General features: G+C 63.8%; 22 protein-coding genes. 8 read left to right on the forward strand and 14 right to left on the reverse strand.

Features of this window, described 5'->3' with window-relative positions; genetic code table 11:
- Positions 1–18 precede the first annotated feature (18 nt).
- From fabZ to rpsB, 12 genes are all read right to left on the reverse strand, one after another.
- Positions 19–486: a 3-hydroxyacyl-ACP dehydratase FabZ gene (gene fabZ / locus E7V67_015375; GenBank protein ID WUR11099.1), complete on the reverse strand. Its 468-nt coding sequence runs from the start codon at positions 484–486 to the stop codon at positions 19–21.
- Entirely contained in the window at positions 483–1,550 is a 1,068-nt protein-coding gene (lpxD, locus tag E7V67_015380; protein ID WUR11100.1) for a UDP-3-O-(3-hydroxymyristoyl)glucosamine N-acyltransferase, read from the reverse strand. The genes fabZ and lpxD overlap by 4 nt, the downstream gene beginning before the upstream one ends.
- 17 nt (positions 1,551–1,567) lie before the next feature.
- The gene (locus E7V67_015385) at positions 1,568–2,098 is read right to left on the reverse strand and encodes an OmpH family outer membrane protein (protein ID WUR11101.1); all 531 of its coding nucleotides are present in this window, start codon (positions 2,096–2,098) and stop codon (positions 1,568–1,570) included.
- Between the two features lie 27 nt (positions 2,099–2,125).
- Entirely contained in the window at positions 2,126–4,462 is a 2,337-nt protein-coding gene (bamA, locus tag E7V67_015390) for an outer membrane protein assembly factor BamA (GenBank protein WUR11102.1), read from the reverse strand.
- 100 nt (positions 4,463–4,562) lie between these two features.
- On the reverse strand, positions 4,563–5,933 hold the full coding sequence (gene rseP / locus E7V67_015395; protein WUR11103.1) for an RIP metalloprotease RseP: 1,371 nt from the start codon (positions 5,931–5,933) through the stop codon (positions 4,563–4,565).
- A gap of 21 nt (positions 5,934–5,954) precedes the next feature.
- Positions 5,955–7,160, reverse strand: coding sequence for a 1-deoxy-D-xylulose-5-phosphate reductoisomerase (ispC, locus tag E7V67_015400; protein WUR11104.1), 1,206 nt, complete (start codon positions 7,158–7,160; stop codon positions 5,955–5,957).
- A 79-nt stretch (positions 7,161–7,239) separates the two neighbouring features.
- Positions 7,240–8,073 carry a phosphatidate cytidylyltransferase gene (locus E7V67_015405; GenBank protein WUR11105.1) on the reverse strand — a complete coding sequence of 278 codons (834 nt, stop codon included), beginning with the start codon at positions 8,071–8,073 and terminating at the stop codon, positions 7,240–7,242.
- 4 nt (positions 8,074–8,077) lie between these two features.
- The gene (gene uppS / locus E7V67_015410; GenBank protein WUR11106.1) at positions 8,078–8,827 is read right to left on the reverse strand and encodes a polyprenyl diphosphate synthase; all 750 of its coding nucleotides are present in this window, start codon (positions 8,825–8,827) and stop codon (positions 8,078–8,080) included.
- A gap of 110 nt (positions 8,828–8,937) precedes the next feature.
- Complete coding sequence (frr, locus tag E7V67_015415) at positions 8,938–9,498, reverse strand: ribosome recycling factor (protein WUR11107.1); 561 nt, start codon at positions 9,496–9,498, stop codon at positions 8,938–8,940.
- Positions 9,499–9,525: 27 nt separating this feature from the next.
- The gene (gene pyrH, locus E7V67_015420) at positions 9,526–10,242 is read right to left on the reverse strand and encodes a UMP kinase (GenBank protein ID WUR11108.1); all 717 of its coding nucleotides are present in this window, start codon (positions 10,240–10,242) and stop codon (positions 9,526–9,528) included.
- A 227-nt stretch (positions 10,243–10,469) separates the two neighbouring features.
- Entirely contained in the window at positions 10,470–11,384 is a 915-nt protein-coding gene (gene tsf, locus E7V67_015425) for a translation elongation factor Ts (protein ID WUR11109.1), read from the reverse strand.
- A gap of 170 nt (positions 11,385–11,554) precedes the next feature.
- Complete coding sequence (gene rpsB, locus E7V67_015430) at positions 11,555–12,307, reverse strand: 30S ribosomal protein S2 (GenBank protein ID WUR11110.1); 753 nt, start codon at positions 12,305–12,307, stop codon at positions 11,555–11,557.
- Between the two features lie 333 nt (positions 12,308–12,640).
- Here rpsB and E7V67_015435 point away from each other — a divergent pair, with 333 nt between their 5' ends.
- Positions 12,641–14,338 (forward strand): hypothetical protein, encoded by a 1,698-nt coding sequence (locus E7V67_015435; protein ID WUR11111.1) that lies wholly within the window; start codon positions 12,641–12,643, stop codon positions 14,336–14,338.
- Between the two features lie 94 nt (positions 14,339–14,432).
- Here E7V67_015435 and E7V67_015440 read toward each other — a convergent pair whose 3' ends face one another.
- Both E7V67_015440 and E7V67_015445 read right to left on the reverse strand, forming a co-directional pair.
- Positions 14,433–14,732 carry a hypothetical protein gene (locus tag E7V67_015440; GenBank protein ID WUR11112.1) on the reverse strand — a complete coding sequence of 100 codons (300 nt, stop codon included), beginning with the start codon at positions 14,730–14,732 and terminating at the stop codon, positions 14,433–14,435.
- A gap of 47 nt (positions 14,733–14,779) precedes the next feature.
- Positions 14,780–15,481 (reverse strand): DNA-binding protein, encoded by a 702-nt coding sequence (locus E7V67_015445; protein WUR11113.1) that lies wholly within the window; start codon positions 15,479–15,481, stop codon positions 14,780–14,782.
- Between the two features lie 182 nt (positions 15,482–15,663).
- Between E7V67_015445 and E7V67_015450 the strand changes: the two genes are divergently transcribed.
- The 7 genes from E7V67_015450 (at position 15,664) to E7V67_015480 (ending at position 23,104) form a co-directional block, all read left to right on the forward strand.
- On the forward strand, positions 15,664–15,975 hold the full coding sequence (locus E7V67_015450) for a hypothetical protein (protein WUR11114.1): 312 nt from the start codon (positions 15,664–15,666) through the stop codon (positions 15,973–15,975).
- A gap of 142 nt (positions 15,976–16,117) precedes the next feature.
- A complete protein-coding gene (locus E7V67_015455) occupies positions 16,118–16,528 on the forward strand; it encodes a CopG family transcriptional regulator (GenBank protein WUR11115.1) in 411 nt (136 codons plus the stop codon).
- A 51-nt stretch (positions 16,529–16,579) separates the two neighbouring features.
- A complete protein-coding gene (locus E7V67_015460; protein ID WUR11116.1) occupies positions 16,580–17,926 on the forward strand; it encodes a PHB depolymerase family esterase in 1,347 nt (448 codons plus the stop codon).
- A gap of 104 nt (positions 17,927–18,030) precedes the next feature.
- Complete coding sequence (locus tag E7V67_015465; protein ID WUR11117.1) at positions 18,031–18,777, forward strand: MHFG family PEP-CTERM protein; 747 nt, start codon at positions 18,031–18,033, stop codon at positions 18,775–18,777.
- A gap of 153 nt (positions 18,778–18,930) precedes the next feature.
- On the forward strand, positions 18,931–19,749 hold the full coding sequence (map, locus tag E7V67_015470; GenBank protein WUR11118.1) for a type I methionyl aminopeptidase: 819 nt from the start codon (positions 18,931–18,933) through the stop codon (positions 19,747–19,749).
- A gap of 8 nt (positions 19,750–19,757) precedes the next feature.
- The gene (locus tag E7V67_015475) at positions 19,758–22,355 is read left to right on the forward strand and encodes a [protein-PII] uridylyltransferase (protein ID WUR11119.1); all 2,598 of its coding nucleotides are present in this window, start codon (positions 19,758–19,760) and stop codon (positions 22,353–22,355) included.
- The gene (locus E7V67_015480) at positions 22,355–23,104 is read left to right on the forward strand and encodes a pseudouridine synthase (GenBank protein ID WUR11120.1); all 750 of its coding nucleotides are present in this window, start codon (positions 22,355–22,357) and stop codon (positions 23,102–23,104) included. The genes E7V67_015475 and E7V67_015480 overlap by 1 nt, the downstream gene beginning before the upstream one ends.
- Position 23,105: the final 1 nt, after the last annotated feature.

The raw sequence follows: 23,105 nt of genomic DNA on the forward strand, positions 1-23,105 counted from the left end.
GCCTGCCTCCGCCGTGCGTTACGCTTCGACCGTGTTACGGATGGTGCACATCAGGTCCGCCTCGACGGCCACCTGGCCGTCCACGCTGCCCACGGCCTTGTACTTCCAGATGCCGCGCGAGGTACGCAGGATCTCGACATCCATCTTCAGCTGGTCGCCAGGCCCCACCGGGCGCTTGAAGCGGGTGTTGTCGATGCCGACGAAATACACCACCGAGTTCTCGTCCGGCTTCACGTTGGTCGACAGGAACGACAGCAGCGCGGCCGTCTGCGCCATCGCCTCGATCATCAGCACGCCCGGCATCACCGGCTTGTGCGGGAAGTGGCCGTTGAAGAATTCCTCGTTGGCGGTCACGTTCTTGATCGCGGTGATCGTCTTGTTCGCTTCCCAGGTCAGCACCCGGTCCACCAGCAGCATCGGATAGCGGTGCGGCAGCAGGGCCTTGATCTGGTTGATGTCGAGCGTCTTGTTGTCTGCAGTCGTCATGATTCGTCGTGTTTCTCGTTTTGATTCGTTATCGTTTTAATGGTTTGTTCCAGCGCCCGGATCTTCTCGCGCATGCCGGCGAGATTGCGCACGATGGCGGCCGACTTCTCCCACTCGCTGTTCTTCGCCAGCGGATAGAAGCCCGTATACTGGCCCGGCTCCAGGATCGAGCGCGATACCAGGCTGCCGGACGAGACGTGCACCTTGTCGGCGATCGTCAGGTGGCCCAGCACCATCGCGGCGCCGCCGAAGGTGCAGTACTTGCCGATCTTCGCGCTGCCCGCCACGCCGACGCAGCCGGCCATCGCCGTGTGCGCGCCGATATGGCAGTTGTGGCCGATCTGGATCTGGTTGTCCAGCTTGACGCCATCCTCGATGACGGTATCGGCCAGCGCGCCGCGGTCGATCGTGGTGGAGGCGCCGATGTCGACGTCGTCGCCGATGACCACGCGGCCGGTCTGCGGAATGCGCACGTAGACGCCGCCCTCGTTGGCGAAGCCGAAGCCGTCGGTGCCGATCACGGCGCCGGAATGGATGATGCCGCGCGCGCCGATCACGCAGCGCGCATGGAACGTCACGTTGGCGAAGAAGTGGGTGCCGGCGCCGATCACGGCGTCACGGCCGACGTAGCAGCCGGCGTCGATGACGGCGTTGGCGCCGATCCGCGCCCCCGCCTCGACCGTCACATTGGCGCCGATGTGGGCCGTCGGGTCGATGGCCGCCGTCGCGTCCACCACGGCGCTCGGGTGGATGCCCGGCGCCGGCACGATGGCCGTCAACGACTCGAACCACTGCGCCGCATGCGCGAAATAGGCGTACGGATTGGGCGTGACGATGCGCGCGCCCTGGTACGTCTGGGCGATGAGCGCGTCGTCGTTGGGAGATACGATCAGCGCGGCTGCCCGGCTCTGCCCGGCCTGCGCGCGAAACTTGCTGTTGGTGAGAAAGCTGATGTGTGAAACGCCGGCGTCCGTCAATGGCGCGATCCCGGACACCTGCGTGTTCGGGTCGCCGATCAACTGTCCGCCCAAGCGTTCGACCAGTTCTCCTAGTCGAAGGCCCATCGGGTGATCCAATCTGATTATTTATCCTTGTCCAGCTCTTCCAGCACCTTCTTGGTGATGTCGATGCGGGGGTTGGCCCAGACGGCGTCCTGCAGCACGATGTCATAGCCTTCGGTTTCCGCCAGGCGCTTGATGATGCGCGTCGCCTTCTCGGCGATCAGGGCCCGTTCCTCGTTGCTGCGCTGGTTGACGTCCTCGCGGAACTCGCGCTGGCGGCGCTGGAATTCCTTGTCCAGTTCCACCACCTCGCGCTGGCGCTTGGTGCGCTCGCCCTCGGCGAGCGTCGGCAGGTCTTTTTCCAGCTTGTCGGAAGCGTCCTTCAGGCGCTGCGCCAGGTCCTTGACGGTCTGCTCGCGCTTGGCGAACTCTTCCTGCAGTTTCTTCGTCGCCAGCGTGGCCAGCTTCGATTCATTGTAGATGCGCTCGGGGCTCAACCACGCGATGCGGGAGGACTGCGCCTGCGCGGGAGCGTATGCGCCCAACGCAAAGCAGCCCAGCGCCGAAGCGGCAACGAACTTGCCCAGCGTAGCGGATGCAGTCTTCAACATGTTTCTCCTATAACGAACGATTGCGCGTCAGAAGCCCGTGCCCATCTGGAACTGGAAGCGTTCCAGGCGATCGCCCGGTTTGGCGTTCAAGGGCTTAGCATAACTCAACTTGAGCGGACCCACGGGAGAAATCCAGCTGATGCCCAGGCCCGTCGAGAAGCGCAGCTCGGACAGGCGCATCTTCTGGCCTTCCTGGTAGACCTGGCCGCCGTCGAGGAAACCGAACCAGCGCAGGCTGCGGTCCTTGCCCTGGCCGGGGAACGGCATCTGCAGTTCGGCATTGCCGATCAGGCGCGAGGAGCCGCCCAGCGCGTCGAAGTTGACCGGGTCGACGTAGCCCAGCGACGAGCTGTAATAGCCGCGCACGGAGCCGATGCCGCCGGCGTAGAAGTTCTTGAAGACCGGATAAGGCTTGCTGCCGATGCCGTGGCCGTAGTCGAATTCGCCCTTCAGCGCCAGGGTCATCGTCGACGTCAGCGGACGATACCACTGGTGTTCGTAGATGGCGCGGTAGTACTTGGTGTCGCCGATCAGGTCCAGCTCCAGGTTGGCGCGCTGGTAGCGGCCCACCGTCGGCGTGACGGCGCTGTCGCGGCTGTCGCGGCCCCAGGCCACCGTCAGCGGCACGGAGTTCGACGAGACGGAGCCTTCGCCGCTGGCCGGGCCGCCCAGGTCGCGCACGTATTTCTTGAAGTAGCTCGGCGACGTGGGGTCGGTCTCGATGTTGGCGTGTTCCAGGCCGATACCGAAGAACACCGTGTCCACTTCGGAGAACGGCACGCCCCAGCTGACGCGGCCACCGGTCTGCTTGATCGCGTAGGCACCGATGTTGACCGCCGGCGGGCGGTAGGTGCGCAGGTAGACCTCATAGCTCTGCGACACGCCGTCGTCGGTGAAGTACGGATTCGTTTCCGAGAACGCGATCGTGCGGCTGTACTTGCTGGTGTTCAGGTCGATGCCGACGGTGTTGCCCGAGCCGGCGAAGTTGGCCTGCTGGATCGAGGCGTTCAGGCTGAATTTCTCGGCCTGCGAGAACGCGCCGCCGATCTGGAACGAGCCGGTCGGCTTCTCGACCACCGTCAGGTTGACGTCGACCTGGTCGGACGTGCCCTGCGCTTCCGGCGTGTCGATCGTCACGTCCTTGAAGTAGCCCAGGCGGTCGACGCGATCGCGCGACAGCTTGATCTTGGTGGCGTCGTACCAGCTCGATTCGAACTGGCGGAATTCGCGGCGGATCACCTCGTCGCGCGTGGTCGTGTTGCCGGCGATGTTCATGTGGCGCACGTAGGCACGCTTGCCCGGGTCGATCATGAACGTGAACGCCACCTCGCGCTTCTCGCGGTTCACTTCCGGATTGGCGTTGACGTTGGCGAAGGCATAGCCGAAATTGCCCAGGCGCTCGGTGATCAGCTTGTTGGTCGCGGTCAGGCGCGCGCCCGAATAGGTCTGGCCGGGTTTCAGCAGCACCAGCTGGCGCAGCTCCTCCTCGCGGCCGAACATCTCGCCTTCGAACTTGATGTCGGAGACGGTGTACTTCTCGCCTTCGGTGATGTTGATGGTGAGGTAGATGTCCTTCTTGTCCGGCGTGATCGACACCTGGGTGGAATCCACGTTCATCTCGATGTAACCGCGGTCCAGGTAGAACGACTTGAGCGACTCGATGTCGCCCGTCAGCTTGGTCTTCGAATACTGGTCGGCCTTGGTGTACCAGCTGAACCAGCCGCTCGTGTTCAGCGACAGTTCCTTGCGCAGCTCCTTGTCCGAGAAGACCTTGTTGCCGACGATGTTGATCTGCTTGATGCGGGCGACCTCGCCTTCGTCGACGTTGAAGGTGATGCTGACGCGGTTGCGCTCCATCGGCGTCACCGTGGTCGTGATCTTCACGCCGTACAGGCCGCGCGACAGGTACTGGCGCTTCAGTTCCTGCTCGGCGCGATCGACGGTGGCCTTGTCGAAGGTCTTCGCTTCGCCGACGCCGATGTCCTTCAGCGCCTTGACCAGCATGTCCTTCTCGAATTCGTGCGTGCCGCTGAAGTCCACCTTGGCGATCGCGGGACGCTCCTCGACGATCACCACCAGCACGTTGCCGTCCGCCTCCAGGCGCACGTCCTTGAAGATGCCGGTCGCGTACAGTGCCTTGATCGCCGCCACGCTCTTGTCGTCGCTGAAGGTCTCGCCCACGCGCACCGGCAGGTAGCTGAACACGGTGCCCGCTTCGGTACGCTGGATGCCTTCGACCCGGATGTCCTTGACGACGAAAGGAGCGATGGCGGAGGCGCTGCCGGAGCAGAAGGCCAGGACGGCGGCACCGATCAGGCTGCGGCGAAAGGAAGGCAAGGCAAAGCGATCAGATTGGAATTTCATTGGCAAATATAATGGCATGGAAGCCGCTTCGCGATGGACGCCGCAGGCGCACATTCCGAACCAGCTTCCCGAACACGAGACTGCACGCGTGGCGGGCGGATCACATCAACCGCGCGACGTCGTTGAACACAGCGAGCGCCATCAAGGTCACCAACAACCCCACGCCCAGACGCTGTGCAATCTCCCCAAAACGCTCCGGCACCGGGCGCCCAGTCAAAACTTCCAGCGAATAATACAGCAAATGGCCACCATCCAGAACGGGAATCGGTAGCAAATTCATTACGCCAAGGCTGATGCTGACCACTGCCAGGAATGACAGGTAGCTGGCCAGGCCGATGCGCGAACTCTGGCCCGCGTAGTCGGCGATCGTGATCGGTCCCGTCACGTTCTTCCACGAGACGTCGCCTGTCAGCATGCGCCCGATCATCCGTACCGTCAGCACCGAGGAATCCCATACGCGCCGCACCGCCTTGACGGTGGCCCGCACGGGACCATCGGCCACGACGATCATATCCGGCCGCCCCAGCAGCTCCACCTTGATCTTACCGACTGTTACAGAACCTTTACGGGGATCGTCGGCACGCGCGGATTCCGGCGTGATCGTCAGTCGCAGCGGCTGGCCATCGCGCACCACGTCCAGCGCGATCGCGCGGCCTGGCGCCGCACGCACGGCCTGCGTGAAAGCGCCCACGTCCTGTACCGGCGCGCCTTCGAGCGCGACGATCGCGTCGCCCGTGCGCAGGCCGGCACGCGCACCGGCGCCGTTCGGGTCAACCTTGCCCAGCACCGGTGGCGGCAGTGCGATGGCCAGGCCCAGCGTGGCCGGCACATCGCCATCGAGGTCGAGCGCGGTGAGCGCGGCGGACGGCAGCGTGAAGGTAAAGGTGCCGCGCGACGGCCGGCGCACTTCGATGCGGGCGTCGCCACCCTCCTTCGCATCGACAGCCGCGCGTACCAGCTGCCAGCGCAGCTCGGACCAGCCGGTCACGCGCACGCCGTTGACGGCCGTGACGACGTCGTCGCGCTTGAGGCCCGCCAGTTGCGCCGGCGTGCCTGGCGCGGGCTGCGCCAGCCGCGTGGCCGGCTCCTCGATGCCGTGCATGTACAGACCGGCGAACAGCACGATGGCCAGCAGGAAGTTGGCGAGCGGGCCGGCGGCCACGATGGCGATGCGCTTCCACACGTTCTGGCGCGTGAACTCGCGGCGCAGCTCCGCCTCGGGCAGGCCTTTCACGTCCTGTTCGCGCGCGTCCAGCATCTTCACGTAGCCGCCCAGCGGCAGCGCGGAGATGGCCCATTCGGTCTGGTCGGGCCCGAAGCGGCGCGACCAGACCACGCGCCCCATCCCGACGGAGAAGCGCAGCACTTTCACGCCGCACCAGCGCGCCACCAGGTAGTGACCCAGTTCGTGGAACGTGATCAGCGTGCCCAGCGCGATGACGAAGGCAACGAGCGTCTGCAGCAGGTTCATGGCAGGGGGAAGCAGCCCGGCTTACGCTTCGGCGGCCGCCAGCAGCGGCCGGTCCATCGTCGCGATCACGCGCCCGGCGCAGGCGCGCGCCAGCCCATCCTGCGCCATCACGGCCTCGATCGACGAGGCGGCGCCGTGCGGCAGCTCGTCCATCACGGCGGCGATCACGCGGTCGATCTGGCGGAAGCCGATGCGTTCGTCCAGGAACGCCTGCACCGCCACTTCGTTGGCCGCGTTCAGCAGGGCCGGCGCGGTGCCGCCGGCGCGCAGCGCGTCATACGCCAGCGCCAGGCAGGGGAAGCGGGCGAAGTCCGGCTGTTCGAACTGCAGCGTGCCGACCTGCGTCAGGTCCAGCTGCGCCACGCCGGAAGCGATGCGCTCCGGGTAGGCCAGCGCGTGCGCGATGGGCGTGCGCATGTCCGGATTGCCCAGCTCCGCCAGCACGGAGCCGTCGTTGTACGACACCATCGAGTGGATCACCGATTGCGGGTGGATGACCACCTCGATCTGCGCGGCCGGCGCGCCGAACAGCCAGTGCGCCTCGATCACTTCCAGGCCCTTGTTCATCATCGTGGCCGAATCGACGGAAATCTTGCGGCCCATGACCCATTTCGGGTGCTTGCAGGCTTCGTCCGGCGTCACGCTGTCGAGGGTTTCGACGGCGCGCTTCAGGAACGGCCCGCCGGATGCGGTCAGCAGGATCTTGCTGACACCGGCCGCTTCCGGCACGCGCCGGTAGCCGGCCGGCAGGCACTGGAAGATGGCATTGTGTTCGCTGTCGATCGGCAGCAGGGTGGCGCCGCTGTCCTGCACCGCGTCCATGAACAGCTGGCCCGACATGACCAGCGCCTCCTTGTTGGCCAGCATGACCTTCTTGCCGGCGCGGGCGGCGGCCAGGGTGGGCGCCAGGCCGGCGGCGCCGACGATGGCGGCCATCACGCCGTCCACTTCCGCGGCGCAAGCGATCGCGCACAGCGCCGCCTCGCCCCACTCCACCTGGGTGTCCACGTTCATCGCGCGCAGCAGCGCGGCCAGCTGGTCGGCCGCGGCGGCGCTGCCGACCACGGCGCGGGCCGGGCGGAACTGCGCGCATTGCGCGGCCAGCTCCTGCACGCGGCCATGCGCGGACAGGGCATACACGGAATAACGATCGGGATGGCGGGCGATGACGTCCAGGGTGGAGACGCCGATGGAACCGGTGGCGCCGAGTATGGTGATACGTTGCATATTGTTTCCTCTGCTGGGGACCGGGCGGCGGCACCGCGGACCCCGTTGCGCCGGCAGGCGGGCCTGCCGGCGTGATGGTTTACTGCCAGCCGCCCATCAGCGCCACCAGCGGCAGCACCGGCACCAATGCGTCGATGCGGTCGAGCACGCCGCCATGGCCGGGCAGCAGGTTGCTGCTGTCCTTGAAGCCGGCGCGGCGCTTCAGCTGCGATTCGTACAGGTCGCCCACGACGGAGGCGATCACCAGCACCGTCAGCGCCAGCAGCGCCAGGGCCCAGCCCAGGCGCGCCTGCAGGTGCACGGCGAAGGTGTCCTGCAGCAGCGGCACGGCGGGCGCCGCCAGGATGGTGGCGCTGGCCAGGACCAGCACGGCGATCCAGCCGCCGATCGCACCCTCCCATGATTTACCGGGCGAGATCGACGGCGCCAGCTTGCGCTTGCCGAATGCTTTGCCCGCGAAGTAGGCGCCGATGTCGGCCACCCATACGATCGCCATGGCCGACAGCAGGTAGACGGGCGAGCGGCCGAACAGCACCAGCATCGCCACGAAGCAAGCCACCAGCGTGACGGCATACACCATGCTGAGCAGCGTGTTGCCGAAGCCCTGCGGCGCCGGCAGCCCCAGTTTCAGGGACGGGAAGAAGCGCATCAGCCAGATCGCGCTGGCCAGCAGGAACCAGAAGCGCGCCTGCGCCAGGCCGTCGTGGAAGAAGAACGTGTAGGCGAAGGCCGCCGTCCAGCACACGGCGACGACGGCCGCGGCGCGCAGGGTGAACAGCCGGAACGCCTCCCACACGGCGGCGCCGAACGCGAGCGCGACCAATGCCTGCACGGCCGGCAGCGAGCCGGAGAACAGCACCGCCAGCACGACGACCAGCAGCACGACAGCAGTAATGATCCGGGTCTTCAGCATATTGTTATTTGGCCTTGGCCAGTTGTTCACCGGTACGGCCGAAACGGCGCTCGCGGTGCTGATAGGACGCGATGGCCTCGTCCAGCTTGTCGCTGGTGAAGTCGGGCCAGTACGTGTCGGTGAAATACAGCTCGGTATAGGCGAGCTGCCACAACAGGAAATTCGAAATGCGTTCCTCGCCACCGGTGCGGATGAACAGGTCCGGCTCGGGCGCGTACGCCATCGCCAGGTGCGGCGCCAGCTGCTCCTCGGAAAAGTCGGCCGCGCCCGGATGGGCCGCCACCATCTTGCCGATGGCCTGCATGATATCCCAGCGGCCGCCATAGTTGGCGCACACGGTGACGGTCAGGCGGGTATTGTTGGCGGTCTTGCGCTCGGCCGCGGCGATCATCTCGCGCAGCTTGGCATCGAAGCGGGACAGGTCGCCCACGACCTTCAGGCGGATATTATTGGCGTGCATCTTCGCCACTTCGCGCTCGAGCGCGGTGACGAACAGGCGCATCAGCAGCGATACTTCTTCTTCCGGCCGGCGCCAGTTCTCGGAACTGAAGGCAAACACGGTCAGGTACTCGATACCGCGCTGCACGCAGGCCTCGACCACGGTACGGACCGCCTCGACGCCCTTGACGTGGCCCGCGACCCGGGGCAGGAAGCGCTTGGTGGCCCAGCGTCCATTGCCGTCCATGATGATCGCCACGTGGCGCGGCACTTTCGGCACTTCCGGTACTGCAGTCGTCGAACTCGAATATTTCATGTAAACGCTTCAACCAAAAGCTGACTTTATAACAAAAAAACCGGGGACAGTCCCCTGTTTTCGGAAAATATTTCCTAAAAAACAGCGAACCGTCCCCGGCGTGGCGGCCGTCAGACCGTCAGGACTTCCTTTTCCTTCTCGGCGACGATCTTGTCGATGTCGGCGATCGCCTTGTCGGTCAGCTTCTGCACGTCGTCGGAGGCGCGGCGCTCCTCGTCTTCCGAGATCGCCTTGTCCTTGGTCAGCTTCTTCAGCTGCTCGTTGGCGTCGCGGCGGATGTTGCGCACGGCGATCTTGGCGTCTTCCGCCTCGCTCTTGCACAGCTTGACCATTTCCTTGCGGCGCTCTTCGGTCAGCGGCGGCGTCGGCACGCGGATCTGGTCGCCCTGCGACGACGGGTTCAGGCCCAGGTCGGCTTCGCGGATCGCCTTCTCGATGGCGGCCGCCATCTTCTTCTCGAACGGCTGCACGCCGATCGTGCGGGCGTCCACCAGGGTCAGGTTGGCCACCTGGTTCAGCGGCGTCGGGTTGCCGTAGTACTCGACCGTCACGTGGTCCAGGATGCCCGTGTGTGCGCGGCCCGTGCGGACCTTGGCCAGGTCGGCCTTCAGCGTTTCCAGCGACTTCGCCATCTTGTCCTGGGCATTTTTCTTGATGTCGGCTGTAGACATGTGTTCTCTCCTGTTTCTTGAATCTTGTTAAACGTGGACCAGGGTGCCCTCTTCCTCACCCATGATAACGCGCATCATAGCGCCGGGCTTGGTGATCGAGAACACCTTGATGGGCAGCTTCTGGTCGCGGCACAGTGCGAACGCGGTCGCATCCATGACCTGCAGCTGCTTGGCGATGGCGTCGTCGAAGCTGATCGAGTGGTACAGCGTGGCTTCCGGGTCCTTCTTCGGGTCGGCGCTGTAGACGCCGTCGACCTTGGTGGCCTTCAGCACGATTTCGGCCGAGACTTCCGAGCCGCGCAGGGCAGCGGCCGTGTCGGTCGTGAAGAACGGGTTGCCGGTGCCGGCGGCGAAGATGACGACCTTGCCCTCTTCCAGGTACTGCAGCGCCTTCGGGCGCACGTACGGCTCGACGACCTGCTCGATGCCGATCGCCGACATGACGCGCGCGGTCACGCCCACGTGACGCATCGCGTCGGCCAGCGCCAGCGCGTTCATGACGGTGGCCAGCATGCCCATGTAGTCGGCGGTGGCGCGGTCCATGCCCTGGGCGCCCGGGGCCACGCCGCGGAAGATGTTGCCGCCGCCGATCACGACCGCCAGTTCCACACCCAGTTTCGCGACCTCGGCCACGTCGGCGACCATGCGCTCGATCGTGCCACGGTTGATGCCGTAGGCGTCATCGCCCATCAGGGCTTCGCCGGACAATTTGAGGAGGACGCGCTTGTAGGCTGGTTTTGACATGAGCTGGGGCTCCTTTAAAAATTGGTTCGGTGGCCGTCGTGGCACCCGCCTGGGCTGCCACGCCGACCGATAACTCTCCGGCGGCAATAATAGCGGAACGCCGCACCCCGCCGGGGGGATTTCGGCCGCGTCGCCCTCGTGGGGCCGCGGCCGGTGGCGCGCACGAGCGGCGCGACACCTTTACAACCACTACCTTAAAAAAACGGGCCTCGCGGCCCGTTTTTTAATTACGCTCCCTTGGAAGCAGCCATCTGGGCTGCCACTTCGGCGGCGAAGTCGTCGACTTTCTTCTCGATGCCTTCACCCACCACGTACATGGTGAAGCCCTTGACGGACGCATTGGCGGCCTTCAGCATCTGCTCGACGGACTGCTTGTCGTTCTTGACGAATGCCTGGTTCAGCAGCGATACCTCTTTCAGGTACTTCTGCACGGAACCTTCCAGACGCTTGGCGACGATGTCCGGCGACTGGGCTGGCTTGCCTTCGGCGGCGGCTTTCGCCGCATCTTCATCGGCCTTGGCCTGGGCCACCGAGCGCTCTTTCTCGATCAGTTCGGCAGGCACCTGGTCGGCCGACAGCGACACCGGCTTCATCGCGGCGATGTGCATGGCCACGTCCTTGCCCACTTGCTCGTCGGCGCCGTCGAACTCGACGATCACGCCGATACGGGTGCCGTGCAGGTACGAGGCCAGCTTGGCGGTCGTCTCGAAACGCTGGAAGCGGCGGATCGACATGTTCTCGCCGATCTTGCCGACCAGGGCGGAGCGCACTTCGTCCAGGGTCTGGCCGGATTCGGTCGGCAGTGCCAGCAGGGCGGCCACGTCGGCCGGGTTCTTCTCGGCGGCCAGCTTGGCAGCCGTGTTGGCCAGGGCCAGGAAGTCGTCGTTCTTGGCGACGAAGTCGGTTTCGGAGTTCACTTCCACCAGGGCGCCCACGTTGCCCGAGATGTAAGCGGCGACGACGCCTTCGGCGGTAACACGTGCGGATGCCTTGGCAGCCTTGCCGCCCAGCTTAACGCGCAGAATCTCTTCCGCTTTGTCCATGTCGCCGGCCGCTTCGGTCAGGGCCTTCTTGCATTCCATCATCGGGGCGTCGGTCTTGGCGCGCAGTTCGCCAACCATTGCTGCAGTAATCGCTGCCATGTTTTTCTCCTGTTATTCGGTGAGTATTCGGTGAGTATTCGTTGAACCACCGGGGCGGCACCTCGCGGCGGCCTGCTCTGCCGGTATTTCGTTAAAAAAAAGGGGAGCTTGAAGAGCCACCCCTTTTCAAAGCGTTCAGCCACCCTGCTCGCACAGGGCAGCACCAAACATCAAGCCTGCTCGTTGACTTCCACGAACTCGTCGCCGGCGCCGGTCTTGATCGTTTCCAGCACGTCGGCGGAAGCGTTGGCACGGCCTTCCAGGATCGCGTCTGCCACGCCGCGGGCGTACAGGGTGATCGCTTTGGAGGAGTCGTCGTTACCAGGGATGATGTAATCCACGCCAGCTGGCGAGTGGTTGGTGTCGACCACGCCGATGACTGGGATGCCCAGTTTCTGCGCTTCGGTGATCGCGCCCTTGTGGTAGCCGACGTCGACCACGAAGATTGCGTCAGGCACACCGCCCATGTCCTTGATACCGCCGATGGACTTCTGCAGCTTTTCCAGTTCGCGACGGAACAGCAGTGCATCCTTCTTGGTCAGCTTCTCGACGGAACCGTCTTCGATGGAAGCTTCCATGTCTTTCAGGCGCTTGATCGAGGTCTTGATGGTCTTGAAGTTGGTCAGCATGCCGCCCAGCCAACGCTGGTCGACGTAAGGAACACCCGCGCGCTGGGCTTCAGCGGCGATGATGTCGCGCGCCTGGCGCTTGGTGCCCACCATCAGGATGGTGCCACGGTTGGCAGCCAGTTGGCGCACGGTCTTCATCGCCTCCTGGTACATCGCCATGGTTTTTTCCAGGTTGATGATGTGAATCTTGTTGCGGTGGCCGAAGATGAACGGAGCCATCTTTGGGTTCCAGAAACGGGTTTGGTGACCGAAATGGACGCCGGCTTCCAGCATTTCACGCATCGTTACAGACATTATTTGCTCCAGGGTTGGGTCTGGAATCCACTCAGTCACCCTTGCGGGCACCCTTGCAGAGAGGATTCGAGTTTATAAAAGTGTGGTTTTTACAACATTGCCCGACGTGGGGTCGGGCAACCCGAGATTGTACCTCAGACGAACGGATCGCACAAGCTGATGAAGCCCCATTTCTGCCCAATGCTGGACGAACCGTGTACGGAACATCTAGCACGATGTGGCGCTTCTGCCACGGACAGAAAATATTTCTTGAACTGCGACAATTTGAGACATTTTTGAGCTACAGGATGACTTACGCTAACACAATCATATGTAACTGGCAGGGCATAAACCATGAGCTATCAGCAATCGGCAATCGAAACAATATATCGCAAAGATGATGATCTTCTTATAATTGGCCTAACAGGAAGAACTGGCAGTGGATGCTCGACGGTAGCCAAAATATTATGCTCTCCAAAAGAAAGCATTAACCACTCGCTTTTCAAGGGAAATAAGCCGGGCGGTAATGATGATCGCAAGAGCAAGATTATATACAACCATTACAATAGCACATGGCGCCAGTTCGAGCTCATACAGGTCCGATCCATCCTTACGCTTTTTTTGCTGCAAGACGGTTTCAATACTGCAGCCATGAAATTAAAGGAAGCTTTCCCTGGCCATGAATCGCGGATTGATGCGGCAGCGATATATCTTGAAGGCATCCAAACGATGCACGACCGAATTGATGAAAAAAACGATCCCGGCGGAGCAATTGACTTTTATACCAAGGCGCTGCCGAGTGCTTGTAGCGATTTAAAGGAAGCACTGGGCGAGAATCTTTTTATAAAACTTTACCAAGTTGTGGGCCGAAATATTCGGCATTCGGGAAAACCCTTCGATGCGACGCGACAGGAGGGGAAGTTTTTCACCCTTGCCGAAAAAATTAATGCGATCCTTAAGATCATCATCAGCGCGAACAAAAGTTTAAAGCGAAGTACCCTTGTTGTAATAGACGCCATAAGAAGCCCGCTTGAAGCGATTTTCTTTCAAGACCGCTATGCCGCGTTCTATTTAGCCGCCGTATCGTGCCCCAATGATGAGAGGATCAAACGTCTACATTCTTTAGGTTTATCTGTGGATCAGATAGCCGCAATTGATAGCGAAGAGTATTCATCACGTGACCTCGATAATCCTGAGACCTATTCTGTGCAGGACATCCAAGCCTGCCTTCAACGAGCCGACGTGTACATAAGCAACCATGACGTTCCAAATAAGGTGTCCGAGTTCCAAGGTTTAGCCAATCAGCTAATACGCTTAGTTTCTCTCATGAAACATCCTGGATTAGTTACTCCAAATGCAGTAGAACGGTGCATGCAATTAGCTCACACAGCAAAGCTAAATTCTGGTTGCATATCGCGCCAAGTCGGCGCAACCATTACGGACGAGAATTTTTCGGTGCAAGCTATTGGATGGAATGATGCTCCACGTGGCCATGTTCCGTGCAACCTGCGAAATAGAGAGGACCTTACAGCCGGAGAAGATCAAAGCGCCTACAGCGAATACGAAAGAAAAACGGAGAAATTCCTAAATCAAATTCGGCAGAATACGCCAAAGTATATACACATAAAAAACACTGGGCGAAATCTATCCTACTGCTTTAAGTCAGAGTACAACATATTGACCGGGAAGCCAAATCAGGTCCACACAAGGTCCTTGCACGCCGAAGAGAATGCTTTCCTACAGCTATCCAAGTACGGCGGTCGCGGCATTGCTGGAGGCTACCTTTTCACAACCGCAAGCCCATGTGAACTTTGTGCAAAAAAGGCATATCAGCTTGGGGTCACAAAAATTTACTACATTGACCCGTACCCTGGTATCGCTCTTACTCACATCCTAGAAGGCGGAACCACAAATCCAGAATTAATACTGTTTTCTGGAGCCATCGGTAGAGCTTTTCACCGTCTCTTCACGCCAATCCTCCCATACAAGGACGAACTGACAGCACTAGCGAAGATGGATACAGTTAATGCATTGACAAATGATGCGCAATAATTGAACTTCTAGTGTACGAATTCGAAGGAAGTGTCATACTCTAAAGATGAAATGTCGGTTAATGCGCTCATATTATTACACACGGCGTATTTAGTTACACATTTGCATCTCCCGCATGCCAGCGCCCACCTTTCCAATAGGCCAGGTCGCCGCTGGCTCCCTGGTGCATCGTCTCCAATCGGTTCGCGCCGCCCGGGGCGAACGACCGGGCGGCGCTGGAATCGGCCGCGTTGACGGCCTCGGCACCCTGACCACAGTTGCCCTTTGGCCCGAAGATCGTGACAGGTTCCTGGTGGGTCGAGATGGCGTCCAGCTCGGTCACGGCGCCATTGACGAAGGCGGTGAAGGCGCGCTCGCGCTCGCGGAGAACACCGGCGAGATGGCTGTCCGACATGCTTGCCTCCTCGCGTGATGGCCGGGCCGCAGAGGCTGCCCGCTGCCTTACGTCTGGCGTCGACCGCGCAACGCGTCCATCTCGGCGCGCAGCGAAGTGCGCTCCGCCTTGATCGTCTCCAGCTGCTGGCGCAGCTGCTTGAGCTCGGACGCGAACTCGTCGCGCGCCGTCACCGCGCCGACCAGTTCCATCTCGGCGGCCAGGCGGGCGTCCGAGTCGGCCGCCGAGGCCGCCACATTGCGCTCCAGCTGCTGGCGCAGGTCGTTGATCTGGCGCTCCTTGCCGTCGATGGCCAGCTGGTCCTTGGCCTTGCTGACCAGCGCTTCCGTCGCCACGCGGCGGGCGTCGCGCAGCTCGACCTGCAACTGCTCGATCTGCGCAGTCTGCTCGGCGTTGATGGCCTGCGCCTGGTTGCGTTCGTATTCGATCTCGTCGCCCGAGCGCAGCAGTTCGTCGATGTCGGCGCGGGCCCGTTCCAGTGCATCGCGCGCGCCGGCACCGGCCTCTTCCGCATGGCGGCGCGCCCAGTCCGTCAGTGCCGTCGCCAGTTCGGGTGGAATGGCGGCGGGCGGCGGCTCCGGCATGGGCTGCTCGGCGTCGCGCCACTCGGCCAGGTGGCGCAGGATGGCGGCGGCGGAGCCGTGGCCGACGATCTCGCGCACGGCGTCGATGGTGACGGGATTGCCCTCCTCGCGCAGGCGGGCGGCGGCCTCGGCGACTTCTTCGTAGGTTGGTATGGCGTCTGGCATTGCTGTTCCTCTTGTTGCGACCGGTGGTCTGGTTGTTGTTCTTCGTCCTCGGCAACACTGTACCGTGCCGCCAGCGGGCGCGGCGCCCGAACCGGACGGCGCCGCCGCAGGCGTTAGCTTATCCTGACGCACGAAGCTTTACCGACACCTTACCTTCTTTCACATCCCCGCAAGGAGCCACGATGCAATCGATACAACTGGAACAATTCGAACAGGGCCTGCGCGAGGTGCTGCGGCTGCTCGAGCGCGACGAGAGCGGCGGCGCCGCGCTGCCCGCCGATCACCCTGCCGTGAAAGCGGCCGCTGCCTGCGAGCTGATGCTGCCGCAGCCGCTGACGGCCACCACGCTGGCACAAGCGGCGCGGCACAAGATCGACAATGTGCAGGTGCTGCTGGCGCGGGCGCGCGAACACGAGAAGCTGCCGCCGGAGGCGCAACTGGCGGCCGATGAGGGCTACCTGGTCGGCGAGGAAGACCTGAACCGGCCACGCTGACACCTTCCTACGCCATCATCGGGGACGGCTGCCTGACTCGGGCAGCCGTCCCCGTCGCTATTTCTGGCCTTGAAATCGCGCATTGGAGTAGCATATACCATCCAACGGGATGGTTCCCGGATGGAGAAACGACAGGAAAGCCATGCCGAACGACCTCAAAACCCGGGCAATCGACTCGGAAAAAATCACCATCAACCTGTTCCCGGTCGACCTGGGACAGATCGACCTGCTGGTACAGCAGGGTTTCTATGCGAACCGGACGGACCTCATCCGTACCGCCATTCGCAACCAGTTGCAGCTGCATGCCGATGTGGTGCGCCAGACCGTCACGCGCGACAAGCTCGTGCTCGGTGTACAGCACTATACGCGCGCCGACCTCGAGGCCGTCCAGGCCGCTGGCGAGGCGCTCAATATCCGCGTACTGGGCCTGGCCTCGATCGGCACCGACGTGTCGCCCGAGCTGGCCGCCGCAACCATTCACTCCATCGCCGTGCTGGGCGCCTTGCATGCCAGCCCGGCGGTCAAGGCCGCCCTGAAGGGGCGGATCAGCTGACGCTTATCGCCGGCGGCCTCCAGCAAAAGGCGCCGGCACGAAAGGTTTTCCATGAAATTCGATCCCCAACTGATGGCGCGCCTGCAAGCGGCCACGCAACAACTGTTGAAAGACGGCCCGGCCGCCTCCAGCGCCGCACTGCGCGACGCCATGACCGGCACAGCCCCTGCCGACGCCAGTCGCCCGGCGCCGACGCCGCGCAATTTCAAGGACCTGAATGCCGCGCCGGACTATGCCAAGCCAACGGCGGCGACCGATAGCGACACCGGCGCGGCGTCCGCGCCCGACCTAGCCGGCTTCCTGGCCGGCTTGGGCGTGCGGCTGCCCGAAGGCTTTACAATGCCCGCAGGCGCTGCCGAGGCCTTCGGCAAGGCCGGCGCCTTCGGCCTGCAGCCAGGCTTCAAGCTGCCCGACGGCGTCAAGCTGCCCGAAGGCTTTAGCCTGCCCGAGGGTCTCGACCTGCCCGAAGGCCTGTCCATCCCCAACGCACCAGCCATGCGCAAGCGTACCCCACCACCGCCGATCCCTGAAGGCGCCACGTTCGAGAGCGCCAGCTTCGCCAACCACGGCGGCAGCCGCGGCTACAAGCTGTATGTGCCCAGCACGTACAAGGACCAGGGCCAGCCCGTGCCGCTGGTCGTCATGCTGCACGGCTGCACCCAGGACCCGGACGACTTTGCCGCCGGCACGCGCATGAACCAGCTGGCCGAGGAAGATGGTTTCCTGGTGCTGTATCCCGCGCAGTCGCAGCAGGCCAACCAGTCGCGCTGCTGGAACTGGTTCGCGCCGGGCGACCAGCAGCACGGCCGCGGCGAGCCGGCCATCATTGCCGGCATGACGCAGGAGATCATGCGCCGCTACGCGGTGGACCCGCGGCGGGTCGGCATTGCCGGCCTGTCGGCGGGCGGCGCGATGGCCGTCATCGTCGGCACGCTGTATCCGGCGCTGTTCCGCGCGGTCGGCGTCCACTCGGGCCTGCCCTACGGCGCGGCGCAGGACCTGCCGGCGGCGCTGCAGGCGATGAAGTCGGGTCGCAAGGGGCAGCACGGCCGCCGGCCGACGTCGCCACCGCTGATTGTGTTCCACGGCGACAAGGATCGCACGGTGCATGCCATCAACGGCGAGCAGGTCCTGGCCGACGCACTCGCGCCGCACGGCGCCGGCGCGCCGGTGACGACGCAGGCCAAGGCGCCGGGCGGACGGCGCTATACCCGCGCGGTCCACAAGGGGCGCGACGGTCGCGTCGTGGCCGAGCACTGGACGCTGCACGGCGGCGGCCACGCCTGGGCGGGCGGCAGCGCCAGTGGCAGCTACACGGACCCGAAGGGGCCGGACGCGAGCCGGGAACTGATTCGTTTCCTCATGGAATCAACTGCTGATGCAAATGTGGATGCCTAGCCACGATTGAAACAAACATTCCGTCGGTATTTGCAAAATACCAATCAGCAATTTTAATTCCGGAATTAAAATATGAGCTAGTGCACTTTTCGCAGGACCGCATCATGCCCCTCATCGCCGCCGCCCTCGCCGCCACGCTGTCCGTCAGCGCCACCTGTTCCTGGAACCGGCCTGGCGTCGACCCCTACCGCGGCGATGCCGCCACCGCGCTGGCGCACTATCCGGACATCCCGGCGGCCCAGCGCGAGGTGTTGCTGGACAAGATGAGCAAGGGGCGGCCGGACGACAGGGTGGCGATCCGGCGCGATGCCATCATCGGCGACGCCGACTACGATCCTGCCATCCGCGACATGCACTTCGGCAAGACCAAGATGTGCGGCAGCGTGGACCGCAGCAAATGGACAGCGTCGCGCAGCGAGCCCGGCGCGGTCTATTGCGCCGACCAGCACTGCATCCTGGTACCGAAAATCTGCGGCAATGTCAGCCGCATCACGCGCCGATCCCAACCGGCCACCACGCCACCCGACCAGCCGGATCAGCCGCTGACCGTGGCCGAGGCAGTCCCGGTAGAGCCCTGGAACCCGGAACGGCACCCGCTCGACTGGCTGACCGGTACGGAACTGGGGCTGTCCGACGGCCCCGGCCACGAAGGCGGCGACGGTGACGGGGAAGGCGATGGCAGCGGTGAACCGTACCTGACGGCCGACGCCGGCAATCCGGCGCTGTGGGGCTGGGACGAAGACCAACCGGTGCAGGCCGTGCCGGAGGCGTCCACCTGGGCAATGCTCGTTGCGGGGGTTGGCATCGTAGCCGGCTGGGGCAGGCGGGCGCGGCGCAAGGCCGCCGCCTGACGCCCCTTCACTTGCGCCGGCCTGTCCGGCGCGTTGTTTTTCCATCCGTCGCGCTAATATTGCCCTCTATCAACATCGGCCGCCCCGGCCGGAAGGGTGTGCCTCGTTTATAATCTCCCCTTGCACGCCCTTACCGAATACGATCCAAACAATATGGCCATTTCCATCAAGACCCCTGAAGACATCGAAGGCATGCGCATCGCCGGCCGCCTGGGTTCCGAAGTCCTCGACTACATCACGCCGTTCGTCAAGCCTGGCGTGACCACCGGCGAGCTCGATCGCCTGTGCCACGAATACATGACCAACGTGCAGGGCACGGTGCCGGCGCCGCTGAACTACTGCCCGCCCGGCTACACCCCCTACCCGAAGGCGATCTGCACCTCCGTCAACGACGTGATCTGCCACGGCATCCCGGGCGACAAGGTGCTCAAGAACGGCGACGTGGTCAACCTGGACATCACCATCATCACCAAGGACGGCTACCACGGCGACAACAGCCGCATGTTCTACATCGGTGAGCCGTCGATCCTGGCCAAGCGCCTGACGGAAGTGACGTACGAATGCATGTGGCTGGGCATCGCCCAGGTGCGCCCGGGCGGCCACTTCGGCGACATCGGCTTCGCCATCCAGCAGCACGCGGAAAAGGCCGGCTACAGCGTGGTGCGCGAGTTCTGCGGCCACGGCATCGGCAAGGTGTTCCACGAGGAGCCGCAGGTACTCCATTACGGCAAGCCCGGCACCGGCGAGGAGCTGAAGCCCGGCATGGTCTTCACGATCGAGCCGATGATCAACGCGGGCCGCCGCGAGATCCGCGAAATGAACGACGGCTGGACCATCAAGACCAAGGACCGCAGCCTGTCGGCGCAGTGGGAGCACATGGTGCTGGTGACGGAAACCGGCTACGAGGTGCTGACCCTGTCGGCCGGCTCGCCGCCGCCACCTGCCTTCATCACCGCCGCCAAGGCCGCCTGACCGCCACCATGAACACGATGATCGCCGCGTGCGGCCAGCCGCGCGACCAGCTGCGCAACCAGCTCAAGGGCCGGCTGAAGTCGGACCGGCAGCTCGTCATCGCGACATTCCACCAGGACGGCAAGCCGGAAAAGCTGCTGCGCGGCCTGCGCCAGAGCGTCGATGCGGTGCTCGAACAGGCTTGGCAGGCATCCGGCCTGCCGCCCGAGACGGCGCTGGTGGGCGTGGGCGGGTACGGGCGCGGCGAGCTGTTCCCCCATTCCGACGTCGACGTGCTGATCCTGCTGCACCAGGCACCAAGCGAGGAAACCCGCCACAAGCTGGAGGAATTCGTCCAGCTGCTGTGGGACCTGGGCCTGGAGATCGGCAGCAGCATCCGCACCATCGACGAATGCCTGGTCGAGTCGAAGGCCGACATCACGGTGCAAACCAGCCTGCTGGAAGCGCGCTGCGTGGCCGGCAACCGCCAGCTGTTCGAGCAGCTGCAGCAGGCCTACGACGCGGCGATGGACCCGCAGGCCTTCTTCCACGCGAAGACGTCGGAAATGCGCCAGCGCCACGCCAAGTACGAGGACACGGCGTTCTCGCTCGAACCGAATTGCAAGGAAAGCCCGGGCGGGCTGCGCGACCTGCAGGTGATCCTGTGGGTGGCCAAGGCCGCCGGCCTGGCCAGCTCCTGGCGCACCCTGGCCACGCGCGGCCTGATCACGCAGACCGAGGCGCGCCAGCTGATGGAGAAGGAGCGCGCCTTCAAGGACATCCGCGTGCGCCTGCACCTGCACGCGGGCCGGCGCGAGGACCGCCTGGTGTTCGACGTGCAGACGGCCGTGGCGGAGAGCCTGGGCCTGCAGACCACCGGCAGCGGCATCCACATGCGCCGCGCCAGCGAATACCTGATGCAGCGCTACTACTGGGCCGCCAAGACCGTCACGCAGCTCAATACGATCCTGCTGCAGAACATCGAGGCGATGCTGTTCCCGCAGGGCGGCGAGCCGCAGCCGATCAACGCCCGCTTCAACGAGGTCAATGGCTTCATCGACATCAGCAGCGACGACGTGTTCGAGCAGACGCCGTCGGCGATGCTGGAGATTTTTGTCCTGATGACGGAGCGCCCCGCGCTGAAGGGCATCACGGCGCGCGCCACGCGTGCGCTGTGGCACGAGCGCTTCAAGATCGACGGGCGCTTCCGCGCCGACCCCGTCAACCGCGCCTACTTCCTGCGCATCCTGCAGGCGCCGGTCGGCATCATCCACGCGCTGCGCCGCATGAACGACCTGTCGATCCTGGGCCGCTACCTGCCGAACTTCCGCAAGATCGTCGGCCAGATGCAGCACGACCTGTTCCACGTCTACACGGTGGACCAGCACATCCTGATGGTGGTGCGGAACATGCGCCGCTTCACGATGACGGAGCACGCGCACGAATACCCGTTCTGCAGCCAGCTGATGGCGAACTACCCGCAGCACTGGCTGCTGTACGTGGCCGCGCTGTTCCACGACATCGCCAAGGGCCGCGGCGGCGACCACTCCAAGCTGGGCGTGGCCGACGTGATGCAGTTCTGCCAGGACCACGGCATGAGCGCGGACGAGACCGAGCTGGTCGCCTTCCTGGTCGAGCAGCACCTGTTGATGTCGACGGTGGCGCAGAAGCAGGACCTGTCCGACCCGGACGTGATCGCGGCCTTTGCCAGAACCGTCAAGGACGAGCGCCACCTGACCGGCTTGTACCTCTTGACGGTGGCCGACATCCGCGGCACCAGCCCGAAGGTGTGGAACGCCTGGAAGGCCAAGCTGCTGGAAGACCTGTACAAGATGACCTTGCGCGTGCTGGGCGGTGAGCCGCCCTCGGCCGACCGCGAGCTGAAGAACCGCCAGCAGGAGGCGCTGGCCACGCTGCGCCTGTACGGCCTGCCGCCGGATGCGCACGAGCCGCTGTGGCAGCAGCTGGACATGGCCTACTTCCTGCGCCACGACTCGTCCGACATCGCCTGGCAGACGCGCGCGCTGTACGACCGCCTGAACAGCGACAAGCCGGTGGTGAAATGCCGCCTGGCGCCGATCGGCGAAGGCCTGCAGATCGCCGTCTACGTGCGCGACCAGCCCGACCTGTTCGCCCGCATCTGCGGCTACTTCGACCGCAAGAACTTCTCGATCCTGGATGCCAAGATCCACACGACCAAGCACGGCTACGCGCTCGACACGTTCCTGGTCACCGAGCAGAGCTTCGCCAAGAGCTACCGCGACATCATCAGCCTGATCGAGCACGAACTGTGCGACCTGCTCATCACGGCGGCGCCGCTGCAGCCGCCCACGCGCGGCCGGCTGTCGCGCCTGTCGCGCACCTTCCCGATCCAGCCGACCGTGGACCTGCGGCCGGACGAACGGGGCCAATACTACCTGCTGTCGGTGGCGGCGAACGACCGCACCGGCCTGCTGTACTCCATCGCCAACGTGCTGACCAGGTACAAGGTCAACCTGCACACGGCCAAGATCATGACGCTGGGCGAGCGTGTCGAGGATGTGTTCATCGTCGACGGCGCGGCGCTGGCTAACACGCGCACCCAGCTGCAACTCGAAACCGATTTACTGGAAGCTTTGAAAGTCTGATGTCTGAAGAATTACTACGCCTGTCCAAGCGCATGTCCGAACTGGGCCTGTGCTCCCGCCGCGAGGCCGACGAATGGATCGCCAAGGGCTGGGTGCGGGTCGACGGCAAGGTCGTGTCCGAGCTGGGCACCAAGGTCTACCCGAGCCAGAAGGTGACGGTGGAGCGCCAGGCCGCCGCCGAGCAGTCCAAGCGCGTGACGATCCTGATCAACAAGCCGATGGGCTACGTGTCGGGCCAGGCGGAGGACGGCTACACGCCGGCCGTCGCCCTGATCAAGCCGGAAAACCGCTGGGCCGACGATCCGTCGCCGGAGCAGTTCCACCCGACCCAGCTGCGCAGCCTGGTGCCGGCGGGGCGGCTGGACATCGATTCGGTGGGCCTTTTGGTATTGACGCAGGATGGCCGCATCGCGAAACACCTGATCGGGCACGACACGGAGATCGACAAGGAGTACCTTGTACGAGTGCAGTACACCAAGCCGGGCAAGCTGCCGGACGCCGACCTGAAAAAGCTGAATCATGGCTTGTGGATGGACGGCAAGCCGCTGCTGCCGGCAAAGGTACGCTGGCAGAACGACGACCAGCTCAGTTTCACGCTGCGCGAGGGGAAGAAGCGCCAGATCCGGCGCATGTGCGAGATGGTGGGCCTGAAAGTGGTCGGCCTGAAGCGCGTGCGCATCGGCAAGGTCAAGCTGGGCGACCTGCCGACGGGCCAGTGGCGTTATCTTTCTCCCGAAGAAAGATTCTAGT

Origin of the sequence: [Empedobacter] haloabium, assembly GCA_008011715.2 — a bacterium.
Lineage (GTDB): Bacteria > Pseudomonadota > Gammaproteobacteria > Burkholderiales > Burkholderiaceae_D > Rugamonas > Rugamonas haloabia.